Annotated in this window: 14 protein-coding genes; 11 read left to right on the top strand and 3 right to left on the bottom strand. The window is 46.1% G+C overall.

Annotated elements, in window-relative coordinates:
• Positions 1–34: 34 nt before the first annotated feature.
• Complete coding sequence (locus GWO68_RS04185; protein ID WP_235941927.1) at positions 35–2,986, bottom strand: glycoside hydrolase family 3 N-terminal domain-containing protein; 2,952 nt, start codon at positions 2,984–2,986, stop codon at positions 35–37.
• Between the two features lie 429 nt (positions 2,987–3,415).
• On the opposite strand from GWO68_RS04185, the gene mutL reads away from it, so the two are divergent.
• The 4 genes from mutL (at position 3,416) to GWO68_RS04165 (ending at position 8,102) form a co-directional block, all read left to right on the top strand.
• Entirely contained in the window at positions 3,416–5,242 is a 1,827-nt protein-coding gene (gene mutL / locus GWO68_RS04180) for a DNA mismatch repair endonuclease MutL (RefSeq protein ID WP_162345165.1), read from the top strand.
• Positions 5,243–5,365: 123 nt separating this feature from the next.
• Positions 5,366–6,124 carry a rhomboid family intramembrane serine protease gene (locus GWO68_RS04175; protein ID WP_235941926.1) on the top strand — a complete coding sequence of 253 codons (759 nt, stop codon included), beginning with the start codon at positions 5,366–5,368 and terminating at the stop codon, positions 6,122–6,124.
• Positions 6,125–6,230: 106 nt separating this feature from the next.
• A complete protein-coding gene (locus tag GWO68_RS04170) occupies positions 6,231–7,133 on the top strand; it encodes a rhomboid family protein (protein WP_162345163.1) in 903 nt (300 codons plus the stop codon).
• 627 nt (positions 7,134–7,760) lie between these two features.
• Entirely contained in the window at positions 7,761–8,102 is a 342-nt protein-coding gene (locus tag GWO68_RS04165; protein ID WP_162345162.1) for a hypothetical protein, read from the top strand.
• 185 nt (positions 8,103–8,287) lie between these two features.
• On the opposite strand, the gene mdh is transcribed toward GWO68_RS04165, so the two are convergent.
• Entirely contained in the window at positions 8,288–9,229 is a 942-nt protein-coding gene (gene mdh / locus GWO68_RS04160; RefSeq protein WP_162345161.1) for a malate dehydrogenase, read from the bottom strand.
• A gap of 172 nt (positions 9,230–9,401) precedes the next feature.
• On the bottom strand, positions 9,402–10,733 hold the full coding sequence (gene tilS / locus GWO68_RS04155; RefSeq protein ID WP_162345160.1) for a tRNA lysidine(34) synthetase TilS: 1,332 nt from the start codon (positions 10,731–10,733) through the stop codon (positions 9,402–9,404).
• A gap of 121 nt (positions 10,734–10,854) precedes the next feature.
• Between tilS and GWO68_RS04150 the strand changes: the two genes are divergently transcribed.
• From GWO68_RS04150 to GWO68_RS04125, 7 genes are all read left to right on the top strand, one after another.
• Entirely contained in the window at positions 10,855–12,567 is a 1,713-nt protein-coding gene (locus GWO68_RS04150; protein WP_162345159.1) for an OstA-like protein, read from the top strand.
• Positions 12,568–12,644: 77 nt separating this feature from the next.
• Positions 12,645–13,475 carry an outer membrane protein assembly factor BamD gene (locus GWO68_RS04145; RefSeq protein ID WP_162345158.1) on the top strand — a complete coding sequence of 277 codons (831 nt, stop codon included), beginning with the start codon at positions 12,645–12,647 and terminating at the stop codon, positions 13,473–13,475.
• Positions 13,476–13,487: 12 nt separating this feature from the next.
• On the top strand, positions 13,488–13,817 hold the full coding sequence (locus tag GWO68_RS04140; protein ID WP_162345157.1) for a DNA-directed RNA polymerase subunit omega: 330 nt from the start codon (positions 13,488–13,490) through the stop codon (positions 13,815–13,817).
• A gap of 9 nt (positions 13,818–13,826) precedes the next feature.
• Complete coding sequence (locus GWO68_RS18015; protein WP_317164486.1) at positions 13,827–14,387, top strand: flavoprotein; 561 nt, start codon at positions 13,827–13,829, stop codon at positions 14,385–14,387.
• Complete coding sequence (gene coaBC / locus GWO68_RS18010; RefSeq protein WP_317164485.1) at positions 14,368–15,030, top strand: bifunctional phosphopantothenoylcysteine decarboxylase/phosphopantothenate--cysteine ligase CoaBC; 663 nt, start codon at positions 14,368–14,370, stop codon at positions 15,028–15,030. The genes GWO68_RS18015 and coaBC overlap by 20 nt, the downstream gene beginning before the upstream one ends.
• Positions 15,023–15,928, top strand: a complete 906-nt coding sequence (gene porD / locus GWO68_RS04130; RefSeq protein ID WP_162345156.1) for a type IX secretion system protein PorD — start codon at positions 15,023–15,025, stop codon at positions 15,926–15,928. The genes coaBC and porD overlap by 8 nt, the downstream gene beginning before the upstream one ends.
• Before the next feature lie 71 nt (positions 15,929–15,999).
• Complete coding sequence (locus GWO68_RS04125; RefSeq protein WP_162345155.1) at positions 16,000–16,230, top strand: hypothetical protein; 231 nt, start codon at positions 16,000–16,002, stop codon at positions 16,228–16,230.
• Position 16,231: the final 1 nt, after the last annotated feature.

Raw genomic sequence — 16,231 nt, 5'->3', positions numbered from 1 at the left:
CTTTTGTTGCTGCACTTGCCAAATTACGTAAATTTTATGTTTTAGGAACAATCGCCTTATAGATCACATCATGAATACGTGTCCGGATATTATACTTAACGAGCTTTGTATTTCCTGCATCCGGGTATACTCTGTTTGACAAGAAGATGTAGATCAGGTTGTTTTCAGGATCGACCCAGGCGGCTGTACCTGTAAAACCAGTATGGCCAAAAGTAGAAGGAGAAGCCATATTGGAGGTCGGGCCATTGCCATCAGGGGCAGGCTTATCCCAGCCCAGGCCGCGGCGGCTTTCTTTGTACTGCTTTTTGGCAAACTCAGTAACCACGTGGGTATTAAAGAACTTGTGCCCACCATACTCACCGTTCTGCAGGTTCATTTGCATTAGTTTAGCCAGGTCATTGGCGTTAGAGAATAAACCGGCGTGGCCACCAACACCACCCAGCATGGCAGCTCCCTGGTCATGTACTGTTCCCCAAACCAGCGTCTTCCGGAAATAATTGTCATCCTCGGTTGGGGCAATTACTTCGCGCGGGTGTTTCAGTAACGGGTTATAGGTTAAAGTGCTCATGCCCAGTGGCGCGTAAATATTCTGCTCCAGAAACTCATCGATCGGCTGGTTAAGCATGTGCTCGGCCATACGCTTCATAATATAAAAGCCAAGGTCGCTATACTTATACTCGTAGCTTTTGGTATCCTTTTTCTTGGGCAGCAATTTAGAGCTTACCGTCCAGGCCCACAACGAATCCTCCATCGATTTGATAGAATAAATACCCGGTGTTACCTCGTTCGGGAATACATCTGTCTGGGTGCTGGCATAATAAGTTTGTGCTAAAGTACGGTTGTCCAGCGTTTTCTGCCAGTGCGGCAACGTAGCCTGCAAACCCGCCTGGTGCGTAAGGATATCGCGAAGTATAAGCCCTTCTTTGTTAGTGCCTTTTAGCTCCGGTAAGTACGTTGATATCTTTCCATCCAGGTTGATCTTGCCCTGGTCTTTCAGGAACATGACCGCCTGCAGCGTAGCAGCTACTTTGGTGATGGATGCGATATCGTAAACTGTGTTGCTTGTTACCGGCTTAGTTTTGTCGTAAGTATAGTACCCGTATGATTTGTTGAACACAACGGTACCGTCTTTTACCACCATTACCTGTGCACCCGGAGTTGCTGCGTAAGCAATTGCTTCCAGGGCAATGTTATCGATCTGGGCCAGCACTTTAGAGTCCATGCCTACACTTTCCGGTACGCCATACTTCAGACGGTTTAAAGATGGTGTTTCGATGCCTGTGCCGGATTTATACTTTGCCGAAGCTGTTACAGGAAGTTTGCCTTTGGCAGCACGTGCCCCAAACAAGGCCTGCGCCATCAGCGACTGCGAAACCGGGTTATCCTCGTAGCCACAGGTCAGCCAGCTAACATTTTCAAAGAACTTTAAACTATAGGCATTACCCATCACTGTCACGATCACTTTTTTATCGGTGCGGTCCTGCAGGTACTGTATAAAAGCGCGTGTTGCTACACCAATACCAAAATCTTTGGCCGGTGTGCTGTTCATGTTATGGATACTTACCAGCACCACGTCATGGCCTTCGAGCTGCGGAATGATGTTCGTGAAAACAGAATCCGGGGCGAAGCGGTCAGAGATTGAGAATTTGGCTACAGGCGCATAGTTGCCCAGTATCTCCTGGAACTTGTTATCCGGAGCAACGCCCACTGCTACCGAAGCTATACTTAAGGTATCGAGGTTACGGAAAGGCAACAGGTTGTTTTTGTTCTCTACTACAGTTACAGCCTGCTCGTATAGTTGCTCCTGCACAACAGTGGCTAACGGACGCGCCATATCCTGTTTCAGGTTAGCCAGTTGCACCGGCTTATAGTTGTTCAGGCCAACCCAGTATTTTGCGTGTAAAATTTTACGCACACGCTGGTTAAGCTCTACCGTATCAATCTGGCCTGCTGCAATCGCCTCCTTTATCTTAGCAACAGCCGTAGGTACATCTTCCGGGAAAAGCAACACATCGTTACCAGCCATCAGAGCCTTTAAATCAACTTCGCCGGGCTTATAGAAACTGGCAACACCTTTCATGTTCAGGGCATCTGTAAACACCAGTCCCTTATATTTCATTTTATCTTTCAGCAGCCCGGTAACCAGTGGCTTGGATAGAGTAGTAGCCTGGTTTTTAGTGCTGTCGATGCCTGGGATGTATAGGTGCGCTACCATAACGCCCATAACGCCAGCTTCAAACGATTTCTTGAAAGGGTAGAGCTCCACCTCTGTCAGGCGCTTCATATCGTGTTTGATAACAGGCAAAGCAAGGTGTGAGTCAGTATCTGTGTCGCCGTGGCCCGGGAAGTGCTTGGCTACAGCCATTACGCCGTGGTCCTGTAAGCCTTTGATATAAGCTATACCACGCTTGGTTACTTCTTCTTTTGATTCGCCGAACGAGCGGTTACCGATTACCGGGTTGGCAGGGTTCACGTTCACGTCCATTACCGGCGAGAAGCTGACGTTTACGCCCAGGCGTTTCATTTTCAGGGCTATTTCGCGGCCCATCATGTACACATACTTTTCGTCGTTCATGGCGCCAAGTGTCATTTGCTTGGCAAAATTCATACTGCTGTCCAGACGCATGCTTAGGCCCCACTCCGCATCCATCGCAATAAGCATCGGTACTTTTGCTTCGCCCTGGAAACGGTTGTTCAGGCGAGCCTGGCGCTCCGGGCCGCCCTGCATAAACATTAAACCGCCAATGCCATAGCGCATTACAAGCGTATCTATCTCACGGAAGTGCTTTTCGTTTTTGTTGGAGTAGGCGGCCACCATAAACAGCTGCCCGATGCGCTGATCAGGAGATAAAGAATTGAAGACGCTATCTACCCAGTTTCTCTCTTTAATGCCCACCACAATTTCTTCTGATGGCTTTAAAGACATCAGTGGCCCCATCCCGAGAAAAATAAGTATAAGCAATCCTAAACTAAAACTCTTCAACATCCTAAGCAGGTATTATATAATTGGAACAAGTCGAAATTAAGCCTATTTTTGCAAAAGGCGGTTATGGGAAACGGGGGTTAATCCGGTGAGTCAAATTGACTTCGGGAAGACAACCCGAAACCTCAGAGGAACTGAGTGGGCGGCTATACTTTGCTTTGCACATAAGTATAAAAATAGCCTTTGCCTTTTGTTCGTTAACGACCCAACACCCCAAATCCGTACATGCTGATTTTGCAAATTTAAGGATAAAAGCAATCGGTCTTCGTTTAAGTTTCCGGATGCCTTTTCTTAATCGGTCTGTAAATTAGTAATAAATTTTAATCAGAATTAGTTCTGTTTTCACAAATTAGTAAAAGTCAAAAATCCGGCCGCTTTTTGTAGCTGCTCAGATTTTGTGCAAATCGTTTGATTTAATTAGCCCGATAGCGGATGCCTGATATTATAAATTTACTGCCAGACTACTTAGCAAACCAGATAGCTGCCGGTGAGGTGGTGCAACGGCCAGCTTCTGTAGTAAAAGAGTTACTGGAGAACGCCATAGACGCGAAAGCTACCAGTGTGCAGCTGATCGTGAAGGAGGCAGGCAAGCAATTAATACAAGTAGTGGATAACGGTATTGGCATGAGCGAGACCGATGCCCGCATGTGCTTTGAGCGCCACGCTACCTCTAAAATAAAAAATACCGAAGACCTATTCCGTATACGTACAATGGGGTTTCGGGGTGAGGCCATGGCCTCGATAGGTGCGGTGGCACAAGTTGAGATGAAGACCAAGCCACACGGCGCCGATACCGGCACAAAACTGCTCGTGGAAGGTTCAGCTGTTGTTACTCAGGAGCCTGTAGTTACGCCATCAGGTACAAGTATATGCGTTAAGAACCTGTTTTATAATGTACCGGCCCGCCGCAATTTCCTGAAGACCAATGCCGTGGAGATGCGCCATATCCTGGATGAGTTCCAGCGTGTGGCCCTGGCTTACCCCGAGATCGCTTTCTCGCTGTACCATAACGATGTGGAAGTGTTTAACCTGCCGTCGGCTAAGCTGAGCCAGCGTATTATTGGTATTTTCGGGAACAACTATAAAGAGCAGATGGCGCTTTGCGACGAAGAGACACCGTTTTTGAGCGTACGTGGCTATATCGGTAAACCTGAGTTTGCTAAGAAAACCCGCGGCGAGCAGTTCTTCTTCGTAAACAACCGTTTCATAAAAAGCGGCTACCTGAACCATGCCGTGATGACGGCTTTTGAAGGCTTGCTACCAAAAGAGAGTTACCCGTTTTATGTGCTCTTTATTGATATTGAACCGGATAAGATCGACATCAACGTACACCCGACCAAGACTGAGATCAAGTTTGACGACGAAAAAACGGTGTATGCTATAGTTCATTCGGCTGTCCGTAAATCACTGGGCACCCACAACATTGCCCCATCGCTGGATTTTGACGGGGACGTGAACTTTGCGCCTTTACAGCCTATCCGTATACAGCAAAACGAAGAAGCTTTTGAGCAGGAGCGTACCACAACTGCCTATTCCTCGGGTTTCTCGGCGCCAACCCCTAAACGAATGAGCTCAGCGGGGTGGGAGCAACTATACGAACCTATCCGTAACCAGCCAACCGGTGAAGAGCGCATTTCGTCATCAGTAAGTATAAACCTGTTGGATGATGCTTTCGCTGATAGCCCGGCTACTTCTAACAAAACACTGCAGGTGCATCAGAAGTACCTGTTGGTGCAGGTAAAGTCCGGTATTATGGTGATAGACCAACACGCAGCCCAGGAGCGGATCCTGTATGAAAAGTATGTGGCGTCGTTACAAAAGAAAGCTGTTATTTCACAGGCCTTGCTTTTTCCGCAAACTATAGACCTCTCGCCGGCAGATGCAGCACTTGTAAAAGAGCTTAGAGCGGAGTTCCTGGAATTGGGTTTCCAGTTCGAAGATTTTGGTGGAAATACGATTATTCTGAATGCTATACCTGCCGATGTGCAGGCGGCCAACGAAAAGGAACTGCTGGAAGAACTGATAGAGCAGTATAAAAACAATATGGCCACCCTGAAGTTAGACAGAAGGGAGAACCTTGCGCGCGCTATGGCTAAACGACTGGCCAGCAGGTTGCAGACCCGTATGTCGGAACTGGAAATGAATTCGTTGGTAGATAAACTCTTTGCCTGCCAGGTGCCAAACTATACGCCGGCCGGGCAGAAGACGCTTGTGATAATGGAGCTTAACCAACTGCACGAGCTTTTCCAGAAGAATTAATTGCTGATTGTTACATTGTTGATAGTTTTTAACCTGGCATCAACTATAGTATAGATTCCTGGCTGTTTACGTAAGCTGGATTTATACTTCAAAACGAAATAAAACATGTTCAATATAAGTCCTATGGTCAGGAACCTCCTGATCATAAACGTGGTGGTATTTATACTTCAAGGTAATTTGTTTGATGCCCGGCAGTTTGCGCTTTACCACTTCGGCTCCGATTATTTTAATCCTGTGCAGTTTCTGACGCATATGTTCTTGCATGGTGACTGGGGACATTTGTTCAGTAACATGTTTAGTTTGTTTATTTTTGGGCCTATGCTGGAGCGGTTCTGGGGTTCACAGCGTTTCCTGGCATTTTATCTGATCACAGGCTTAGGGGCAAGTGTATTATACTCCGGTGTGCGCGCTTACGAATTATCAGAGTTAAGACAGAGTACGGTAGCTTACATCGAGAACCCAAGCCCGGTTGCTTTCAATAACTATATGGATGAGCACCTGAAACCAGGTTCCGGTCGTGAGTTGGCCATAGCCATGAAGCAAAATCCGGACAGGCCTGAATATGTAAAGGAAAGCAAAGATGTAGTACGCGAAGTATACGATACCATCTTTAACAGTCCGATGCTGGGTGCATCCGGAGCCGTTTTTGGCATATTGATGGCTTTTGGAATGCTCTTCCCGAACCTGGAGCTGATGCTGCTCTTCATTCCTTTTCCTATCAAGGCGAAATATTTTGTGTTAATGTATGGAGCTTATGAACTATATACCGGTTTTAACCGGGTAGCCGGCGATAACGTAGCCCATTTTGCGCACCTCGGCGGAATGCTGTTTGCGTATATACTCATAAAAATGTGGGGGCGAAACGATTACCGCGAGTATTAAGTATAGAACCCTGCAATACAACAGCTACTGAACTTTATACTTCGTTAATTTATAGATAACTGATAGCATCTGTGTTTTATAAACCGCTTTCAGAGTAACCAGATACATGAGTATACTTCAAGATATAAAAGACACTTTCCGGCAACCCAACAACACGCTGAAGCAACTTATTCTGATCAACGTGATCGTGTTTGTGGTACTGATCGTGGTACGGACGCTGCTACACCTGTTAAGTAGTTCGGGGGTGTACGATGTAGCCATGAGCTTTATCGCGCTGCACTCCGACCTTGGCAAATTCATCACCCGCCCCTGGACATTAATTACCTATTTCTTTACACACCAGGGGTTTCTGCATATCATCTTTAACATGCTTAACCTGTACTGGTTCGGGCAACTGGTACGCGAGTACCTGGGTGATAAAAAGCTGCTGAGCTTGTATGTGATCGGTGGTATTGCCGGTGGCGTGCTCTACATGCTGAGCTACAACTTTATCCCATACTTTGCTGATCGCGCTTACAATTCTGTCATGATCGGGGCATCGGCCAGTGTGTTGGCTATAGTAGTAGCTGCTGCCACGTTGTTGCCAAACTATACTTTCAATCTACTGCTGATAGGGCCGGTGCGCATCAAATACATTGCGCTGTTTTTGGTTATACTTTCTATTTCGGGCGCTGTTGGTGATAATGCCGGTGGTAACATTGCCCACTTAGGCGGTGCTTTAATGGGATGGCTATTTATTAAGCAACTACAACGCGGCAACGATATGGGCCGCCCACTACATGCTTTCTTTGATTTTGTTACCGGATTATTTACCCGCAAGCCTAAGCTAAAAGTAACCCATCGTACTACTACATTTGCGGGCAAAACAAACGGTAAAACAACTACCACTCCAGGTAAGCCAAGCCAGAAAGAGATAGATCTGATACTGGATAAAATTTCCAGCTCCGGTTACGAAAGTTTATCTAAAGAAGAGAAGCAGAAGTTGTTTCAGGCAAGTCAGAAAGAGTAGGGTAAGGTTGTCATTTCGAGCGAAATTGAGAAATTGGTTTTCCAGACCTGGCAGCGTGCGCAGCTCCTGCTAGCGTCTATTGCTATAGTTTTTCTTTTGTCATCCCGAGCGAAGTCGAGGGATCTTATGTGCCTATGGTTGAAGGCTATACTTACTCACACCCAGCTAACCTTCTATAGTTACCTTTAACCCTGGGAGCTTTACTTACCTACAGTTCTATAGTTAGTTTGGCTCCCTCATGGCCGGGAGGCCTCGTCTTCGGGCATCGCGCTGCGCGAATCTCTTTTGCTCCTTCGTCGCAATGCCTGCGGCACCAGATATTCACAAGGCGCTCAACCCAAAGACTGTGATCTCTCGATAGCTTCTGCTATAGTTAGAATGAGTAGCTATAGTTGTATAGCTTTATCGTGTTAGTATTTTCGTAGGGACAGGTCGCGACCTGTCCGCACTATGCCGCCAACTATAGAACTGTAACTTCAACTATAACAAAGGTAGAAATTCCCTCTCCTGTTAGGAGAGGGCTAGGGTGAGGTGAAAACAGCAACTATAAAACTATAGCTGAAATTCAAAGCCTAGGTTTTAAAGTCATTTATGGTTACCTTTTAGTACACATAAACAACCTACTCAATGAAAAATATCCTTACAAGCTTAACTATAGTGCTGGCTTTAGTTTCAGGAAATGCTGTTGCACAGGATAGTGCGCTGCAGAAGCAAACTACTAACCAGGTTACAGAGAAAAGGCCCTTGATTATACTGGCAGATGGTACAGAAAACTATAAACTAGAACGCACTGCTATTAAAGATATTACTCCTGACTGGATTGATGCTGTGGAAGTTTTGAAAGATGCTAAAGCAACTGAAAAATTCGGAGATGCCGGGAGAGATGGAGTCGTGATCATCACGTTAAAAAAGGATGTGGAGGCAGCTAATCTATTCCTTGAAAACCTTAAAAAGAACAATAAGAAATAACTACAAACTATAGCGGTTAATGAGAAGAACTCGCAGCGGTTGGTAAAACTTGGAACGTATTCAAATATAATGTCTTTTCTGAATCCTGCTCATCCATTAATCCTGCAAATCCTGATTCAGACAAAACCAAAAGCGCCGCTCCTTTTCAGAAGCGGCGCTTTTGTTATCAATAAGTACTTTTATAGTTAAGCTTTGGCAGCGTTGATGTTGTCCAGTGCTTCCATTACTTCTTTTACGTGTCCGCGAGACGTTTCAAGCAGTTGCTTCTCGTCTTCGTTCAGTTGCAGCTCGATGATCTTCTCGATACCGTTCTTGCCAAGTATAACTGGTACGCCTAAGTAAACGCCATCAATACCGTACTCACCTTCCAGCTTCACGCAAACCGGGAACACACGACGCTGGTCACGAACGATAGCTTCTACCATCTGGGCAGCTGCTGAACCCGGTGCATACCAGGCAGAAGTACCCATCAGTTTCACAAGCTCGCCGCCACCATTTTTAGTGCGCTCAACTATAGCATTTAGTGTTTCTTCGTCGATAAGCTCCGTTACCGGGATACCACCAACTGTAGTGTAACGAGGAAGCGGAACCATGGTGTCGCCGTGACCACCCATCAATACCGCCTGGATGTCTTTTGGAGATACGTTTAAAGCCTCAGCAAGGAACGCTCTGTAACGCGCAGTATCCAGGATACCAGCCATACCCATTACTCTTGTGCGAGGCAGCTTAGAAGTAATGTGTGCAGCGTAAGTCATCACATCAAGTGGGTTAGAAACCACGATGATGATCGCGTCAGGAGAATACTTTACAATATTTTCAGTTACTGACTGCACGATGCCTGCATTTGTTGAGATCAGGTCGTCGCGGGTCATACCTGGCTTACGTGGCAAACCAGATGTGATAACTACTACATCAGAACCAGCAGTTTTGCTGTAATCGTTTGTTACGCCAACAGTGCGTGTGTCGTAAAGGTTGATAGGGGCTTTCTGCCAGATATCAAGCGCTTTGCCCTCAGCAAAACCTTCTTTAATATCCACTAAAACTACTTCGTTCGCGATTTCGCGGTAAGCCAACACATCAGCGCAGGTTGCGCCAACGTTACCAGCTCCAACTACAGTTACTTTCATTATCGGATATACTTTATGTTAGTTTGAGAATTCGGTTAACTCCCGTAAAATTAGAAAAATCTATTATTAAAAGCGTGACTTTAAGACAAAAGACTATGTGACAAAGGACAAAAGATTTTTGATGTATAATTCGGTCTTATATCTATTGTCACAAAGTCCTTTGTCGCGCAGCCTAAGGTTTTGCCTGCAGGCTTATCTCTACCACTTTTTGCGTCTTGTCAGTTACTTTAAACCGGTTATCGAGGCGTTGGTTCACGATCCAAGCTATCGACTGGTCAGATACTAATACAAGCGTTTGCGATTTAAGGTTGGCCGGTACTTTCTTGTCGATCAGGAAATCGCTGATCTTTTTCTTGCCGTTCATGCCCAGCGGTACAAACCAGTCACCTTCCTGCCAGTTTCGCAACTTTAACGGAAACCTGAGTTGCTCGGCATCCAGAGCAGCTACAAACAGTTTGGTGTTCAGTTTATACTTATCAGCATCTATATACTTTATAATGAAGCTTAGATTGCCGGCTTCAACCTGCGTGTCGCCTTCGTTTATAAGTATGCTTCCGAAACTGCCCAGGTTACGTGGCGTTATCACCAGTTGGTCGCGGTCTTTTATCAAGGTATGGGTAGGCGAATCAAACTGCTTACCCGATATGCCGTCCAGTGCATCCACCAACTCCAAAACCACACTATAACTATAGTTGAACGGGCGAAGCAGTTCGTGCAGCACAACGGGTAAGCCTGTAGCGTTTTGCAGTGGCACCAGCGAAATATACCAGGCATTCTCAGCTTCTTTTACACTTTGCCGGCCAAGGTCTTCGATATAAGCAGCAACTATAGCTTCGGCGTGGCTTACACGCTCGGCGGTATGCTGCATGGTTTCTTCCAGGTTCGGGTTTATTTCCTTCAGTACAGGTATAACTTCGTGCCTGATCTTATTGCGCTGGTACTTGGTTGTTTCGTTCGACACATCCTCACGCCAGATCAGTTTGCGTTCGGTTACAAACTCAAAAATATCATCCTTAGTAACCGATAGCATAGGGCGAACGATGTAGCCGTTTTTAGGCGGAATGCCGTGTAGCCCTGCAATGCCGGTGCCTTTTGTGAGGTGCAGCAATATGGTTTCGGTGGTGTCGTTGCTATGATGGGCCGTGGCAATGTAATCGTAGCCTTCCTGCTGCCTTATCTGCTCAAACCAGGTATAGCGTAACGTTCGGGCAGCCATCTGTATCGAGAGTTTTTCCTGCTCAGCGAAAGCCTTGGTATTAAAGTTTTCGGTAAAGAAAGGTACGTCATACTTCTTGGCCAGTTTTTTGACGAACAATTGGTCGGCTTCGGCATCTTCGGCGCGTAATCCGAAATTGCAGTGCGCTATAGCAAATGTATACTTTAGTTTATGCAACACTTCGCAAAGCACTACCGAGTCGATGCCGCCGCTTACAGCTACCAGCAATTTACTATCGGGCTGGAAAAGCGTATGAGCTAGTATAAAACCTGAAACTTTCTGTAGCATAAGCGGTGCTGGTAAATTTTTTCTAATTTTGAAGTATAGTTTGGACAAAAGACTGTCAGATCAAAGACATAAGAAATAAGTCCTTCGTCGCAGCGTCCTTTGTCCTTTGTCAAGAATCTAAATGAAGTATACAAAATTACTGTTTTCTATTGTTTTTACCCTGCTTTCGGTGGCAGTTTTCGGGCAGAACCAGCTCAGAAGGCAACAGCCTGCCAAAACGCAGCAAGTACCGCAGCTACGAAAGCCTGTAGTTACGCCCGTGTTGCAAAAGCAGCAACAGCCGAAACAAACACAAACCAGCAAGGTAGAGCTGATAGGAGCCGATAGTTTAAAAGGCGGCACTTTTAACGGCCGACGAATAGATAAACTGCTGGGCAATGTAAAATTTAAGCAAAAAGAAACATACCTGTATGCCGATTCCGTGTACCAGTACAGCGATAATGCGGATATGCTGGAAGCATTCGGGAATGTACGCATCACACAAGGCGACTCTATAACTATAACCGGCGATAGGGCATCTTATGACGGTAAAAAGCGAACAGCCCGCATGACCGGGAACGTAACCATGCAGGACCCACGCATGAACCTGACCACGCCCAGCATGGATTATGACCTGAACACCAAAATAGCTACTTATACAGAAGGCGGTGTTTTAATTGATCCCGAGAACAGGCTGGAGAGCCGCAAGGGTTCTTACAATACCAACACCAAAGAATTTACCTTTCAGCAAAATGTAAAAGTTGCCACTGCCGACTATAACATTACTGCCCAGAACATGCGCTACAACACGCATAGCAAAATAGTATACTTTGCCGGTCCAACTTTTATTAAAGGGCAGAAGGGGGATCTGTATGCAGAACAGGGGACATATAATACGCTAACCAAGGTCTCGAACTTCGGTAAAAATGCTTACATCTTAACCCCGGAATACAGGTTGGGCGGCGACAAACTATACTATAACCAAAACACAGGCTATGGTGTGGCCGAAAAGAACGTGTCGCTGAAATCGCTGAAAGATGACATAACCGTACGCGGGCAATTAGGTCGTTACTGGCGCGACAAAGGCGTGGCTAAAGTTTCGGGCAGCCCGGTAATGGAAAGCATCATGGAAAAAGATACGCTATACTTGTCTGCTGATTCGTTGGTATCCAGGGAGGCACAGGGGGCTGGCACTAAAAGTATGCTGTTCGCTTTTAACAATGTAAAGATCTTTAAGGCCGACCTGCAGGGCAAATGCGACTCGCTGAGCTTTAACCGTACCGATTCGGTGATGCACATGAATGTGAAGCCAGTGCTTTGGAGCGAAAATAACCAGTTGGTGGCCGATACGATACACATGCAACTACGCAATAAGAACATAGACCGCATGTATATGTATAGCAATGCGTTTATGGCCTCAGAGGATACCTTGAAAAATTATAACCAGGTTAAGGGCCGCAACATGATCGCTTTTTTTAGCAACGGCGACCTTAAACGGGTTAATGTAAATGGCAACGGGGAGAGCATCTACTTTGCCCTGGAAGGCGATACAACGGTTACCGGCATGAACAAAGCCATCTGCAGTAACATGGTGATGCAGTTCGCAGAAAATAAACTGAATAAAATATCGTTCCTTGTAAATCCGGATGCCAGCTTTATACCTCCGCACGAATTAAAGCCGGACGACAAGCAATTGCAAGGATTTACCTGGCTGGCAGACTTACGGCCTACTAAACCGCAGGTATTTGCCAAACGGGCTGCTGTTGCACCTAAAAAGCAAACGCCGAAAAAAAGTACGGCCCCATCAAAAAAGAGTACAAAGCCGAAACGCGGGCTGCTGAAGCGCGCAAGGTAAAAACAGTATCGCGTTTATTCAAGATGGCCCGATTCATAGTTGTAAATCATATGGATATTGTATAATTTTGCCCGTTCATGAAGAAAAGACTCTCCCATATTGTTGTGCTTATAGCTCTGTTAGTTACAGCTGCAAGTTGTAGTAATTATCAGAAGCTGCTGAAAAGCAACGATGTACAGCAAAAGTATGCTGCCGCTGTAAAGTATTACGAGAAAGGTGATTACTACCGTGCCAGCGAACTTCTGGATGCTGTTACACCATTGCTTACAGGTACCGAGCAAGCGGAAGATGCCCTTTTCTACCAGGCGAATGCCAACTATGAGCTGGGCAATTACCTGCTGAGCGAGACCTATTTCCGCAATTTCTATACTACATACCCACGCAGCCCTAAAGCTGAAAAGGCGATGTTTATGTATGTGAAATCGGCTTATAACCAGTCGCCGGATTTTGAACAGGACCAGGCCAGCACGCTTACCGCTATGGAGTCGGTGCAGGAATTTATCCAGCGTTACCCGGAAAGCGAGCATGTGGCAGAAGCCAATGAGATACTGGAAAACCTGGGCCGTAAGTTAGACCAGAAAGCATTTGACAGCGCGAAGCTATACTATAAAATAAAGTACTATAAAGCTGCAGTAGTAGCGTTAACAAATTTCCAGAGAGAATTCCCGTCTTCACCGTTTGCGGAAGAAGCAGCTTACTTAAAAGTTGAGTCGCAGTATGAGTATGCCAAGCAAAGTGTACCGTCTAAGCAGGAAGAACGCTACTACGAAGTGGTAGATTATTACCAGAACTTTGTAGATCAGTATCCGGAAAGTGAGTTTACACGTACTGCCGGTCAGATCTACGACAACACCCTGGCAGAGCTGGAGCGAATCAAAAAAGAAAAACAAAACCAAGCAAATTCTTAAGTATATATACCTATGGCATCAGTTCCATCATCAATCGTAACACGCAACATGGCCGACTTTGCAAAGCAGACCGGTAACGTATACATGTCTGTGTCGGTTATCTCTAAAAGAGCTAACCAGATATCTGTGAAGCTGAAAGAGGAGTTGAACTCTAAACTGGCCGAGTTTGCTACAACTGTAGATAACCTGGAAGAAGTGTTCGAGAACCGTGAGCAGATCGAGATCTCTAAATACTATGAGCGTATGCCAAAACCTACCAACCTTGCTGTAGAGGAGTTCCTGGAAGGTAAAGTATACCTGCGCAACCCGGAAGAGGAAGAAGCAACAGAAGAAACGCTGTAATAACAGCACATGCTCCGGCATAAGAAAATAATACTGGGAGTTTGCGGAAGTATAGCGGCCTACAAAGCTGCTCTGCTGGTACGCCAACTCGTAAAAGCAGAAGCAGAAGTACAGGTTATCCTGACCACTTCTGCTTCTGAGTTTATAACCCCGCTCACACTGGCTACCCTCTCCAAACGGCCCGTGCTTACCCACTTTGTACGCGACGAAGGCGGCCTCTGGAACAACCACGTGGAACTTGGCCTTTGGGCTGATGCAATAGTTGTAGCTCCGGCCAGCGCCAACACGGTCGCTAAAATAGCTAATGGCTTTTGCGATAACCTGCTTACGGCTACTTACTTATCAGCACGCTGCCCTGTTTTTGTTGCTCCTGCTATGGACCTGGATATGTACCAGCACCCATCTGTACAAACAAATTTTGCAAAGCTGCGCAGTTACGGTAACTACATAATAGAAGCTGGCTACGGCGAATTGGCAAGTGGCTTAATAGGGCAGGGGAGACTGGCGGAGCCGGAAGAAATAGTAGAGGTACTTCAGAAATTTTTTGCCCGTGAAGGAAAGATCGTTTAAAGGCAAAACCGTACTGCTGACCGCAGGCCCCACCTACGAAGCTATAGATCCGGTACGTTTTATCGGAAACCATTCGACAGGTAAAATGGGCTTTGCGCTTGCTGCATGCTTTGCTGCCCGTGGTGCAAAAGTTATACTTGTATCGGGCCCAACCAACCAGAAAGCCGAGGACAAAAGTATAAGCGTTATACCTGTTACAACCGCCGACGAAATGTATGCTGCCGTGCTGGAACACGCTGATACAGCAGATATTATAGTTTACGCTGCTGCCGTAGCCGACTATAAACCCAAAGTAGTTGCAGATAAAAAAATAAAGAAAGCAGGCAACGAACTGACTATAGAACTGGTTAAGAACGTTGATATAGCAGCAGCCTTAGGAAAACAGAAAAAGCCGGGTCAGTTCTCGGTTGGCTTTGCCCTGGAAACAGATAACGAAAGTGCCAACGCTGCCGAAAAGCTTACTAAGAAAAATCTGGATATGATCGTGCTGAACTCGTTGCGGGATGAGGGCGCAGGCTTTAAACACGATACCAATAAAATTACCATTATAGAGCCTGGCAAAACCACTGCTTTTGAACTGAAACAGAAAACCGAAGTGGCGCAGGATATTGTAAACCTTGTTTGGGACCGACTACATGGCTAAGAAACTTCTTTTGCTGGTAATACTAAGTATAGCTGCGCTTGGTGCGAAGGCCCAGGAACTGCTGTGTGATGTGGTCGTGAACAGCGACCAGATACAGTCTACGGACAAGCAGCTGTTTACCGAAATGCAAAGCCGCATTGAGGAACTGATGAATACCCAACGCTGGAGTAACCAAGCCTACGGGGCAGAAGAACGCATCAAATGCCGTCTGTTAATTAACCTGACCGAAATGCCACAGATCGGTATGTTTAAGGCCAATGTGCAGGTAGTATCGGTGAGGCCGGCCTATGGTACCGGGTATGAATCTACGTTGTTTACTTTTATAGATAAGGACTGGATGTTTGAGTATAACAATGCCCAGTTACTGCAATACGCCGATAACAACTATAGCTCTAACCTGACCTCGATGCTGGCTTTTTATGCTTACCTGATCATCGGGATGGATAACGACAGCTTTGGTAGAATGGGCGGCGGACAGGCATTTGATAAAGCACGAAGTGTAGTAAACCTGGCAGCCTCACAAGGCACCAACTATCCCGGTTGGAAAGCGTTCGATAGTAACCGCAACCGGTATTGGCTCATCGATAATTTACAGGATCCGCAGTTTACGCAGTTCCGCGAAGGTATCTATAAAATGCACCGCCAGGGATTGGATATGATGGCTGAAAATCCGGAGAAGGCAAGAAAAACGGTATTGGAAGTGCTGCAGGATGTAAATAAACTGAATAAGCAGAAACCAGGTGCAGCTATAGTTCGCTCCTTCTTCGAAGCCAAATCTGATGAGCTGCTGAATATGTTTAAAACAGCCGCTCCCGCTGATAAACAGGCCGCTTATACGTTGCTGTCTGAAACTGACCCGACCAACCGCTCCAAATACGACCAATTACTCAAGCGCTAACTTTTCCAAATCTCGGATAAAGCGCGTATCTTCACGGAGGCGATAAACTATAGTTTCGCCAACTTTAATACATGGGCAAACGCCAGATTCGTATTTCCGGAACCAAGCTGCAAGAACATACTTTTGAGCTGCTGGAACGACCAGTGGTGCAGGTAGTGTTGCGCAACAGGGTAGTGCTGGCCGGCAAGCTGTTACACGTTTCACCTGAAACTATAACCGTGCTGGACATGCGCAGAAGCAAACACGTGTTGCCCACCGATCAAATTCAAGAAATTATTTACGACTTAGAAGCGGCCTTTTAGT

The sequence above is a fragment of the Pontibacter fetidus genome, assembly GCF_010119545.1.
Classification (GTDB): Bacteria; Bacteroidota; Bacteroidia; order Cytophagales; family Hymenobacteraceae; genus Pontibacter; species Pontibacter fetidus.
Note: the sequence above shows the minus strand (reverse complement) of the source record. Positions and strands in the feature narration are given on the sequence as shown.

Excerpts from the sequence above, each read along its gene's own strand:
- GWO68_RS04165 (WP_162345162.1), top strand. The coding sequence starts at position 7,761 with ATGAAAAATATCCTTACAAGCTTAACTATAGTGCTGGCTTTAGTTTCA.
- tilS (WP_162345160.1), bottom strand. The coding sequence starts at position 10,733 with ATGCTACAGAAAGTTTCAGGTTTTATACTAGCTCATACGCTTTTCCAG.
- GWO68_RS04150 (WP_162345159.1), top strand. The coding sequence starts at position 10,855 with ATGAAGTATACAAAATTACTGTTTTCTATTGTTTTTACCCTGCTTTCG.
- GWO68_RS04185 (WP_235941927.1), bottom strand. The coding sequence starts at position 2,986 with ATGTTGAAGAGTTTTAGTTTAGGATTGCTTATACTTATTTTTCTCGGG.
- GWO68_RS18015 (WP_317164486.1), top strand. The coding sequence starts at position 13,827 with ATGCTCCGGCATAAGAAAATAATACTGGGAGTTTGCGGAAGTATAGCG.
- GWO68_RS04175 (WP_235941926.1), top strand. The coding sequence starts at position 5,366 with ATGGTCAGGAACCTCCTGATCATAAACGTGGTGGTATTTATACTTCAA.
- porD (WP_162345156.1), top strand. The coding sequence starts at position 15,023 with ATGGCTAAGAAACTTCTTTTGCTGGTAATACTAAGTATAGCTGCGCTT.
- mdh (WP_162345161.1), bottom strand. The coding sequence starts at position 9,229 with ATGAAAGTAACTGTAGTTGGAGCTGGTAACGTTGGCGCAACCTGCGCT.
- GWO68_RS04140 (WP_162345157.1), top strand. The coding sequence starts at position 13,488 with ATGGCATCAGTTCCATCATCAATCGTAACACGCAACATGGCCGACTTT.
- GWO68_RS04145 (WP_162345158.1), top strand. The coding sequence starts at position 12,645 with ATGAAGAAAAGACTCTCCCATATTGTTGTGCTTATAGCTCTGTTAGTT.
- GWO68_RS04125 (WP_162345155.1), top strand. The coding sequence starts at position 16,000 with ATGGGCAAACGCCAGATTCGTATTTCCGGAACCAAGCTGCAAGAACAT.
- GWO68_RS04170 (WP_162345163.1), top strand. The coding sequence starts at position 6,231 with ATGAGTATACTTCAAGATATAAAAGACACTTTCCGGCAACCCAACAAC.
- mutL (WP_162345165.1), top strand. The coding sequence starts at position 3,416 with ATGCCTGATATTATAAATTTACTGCCAGACTACTTAGCAAACCAGATA.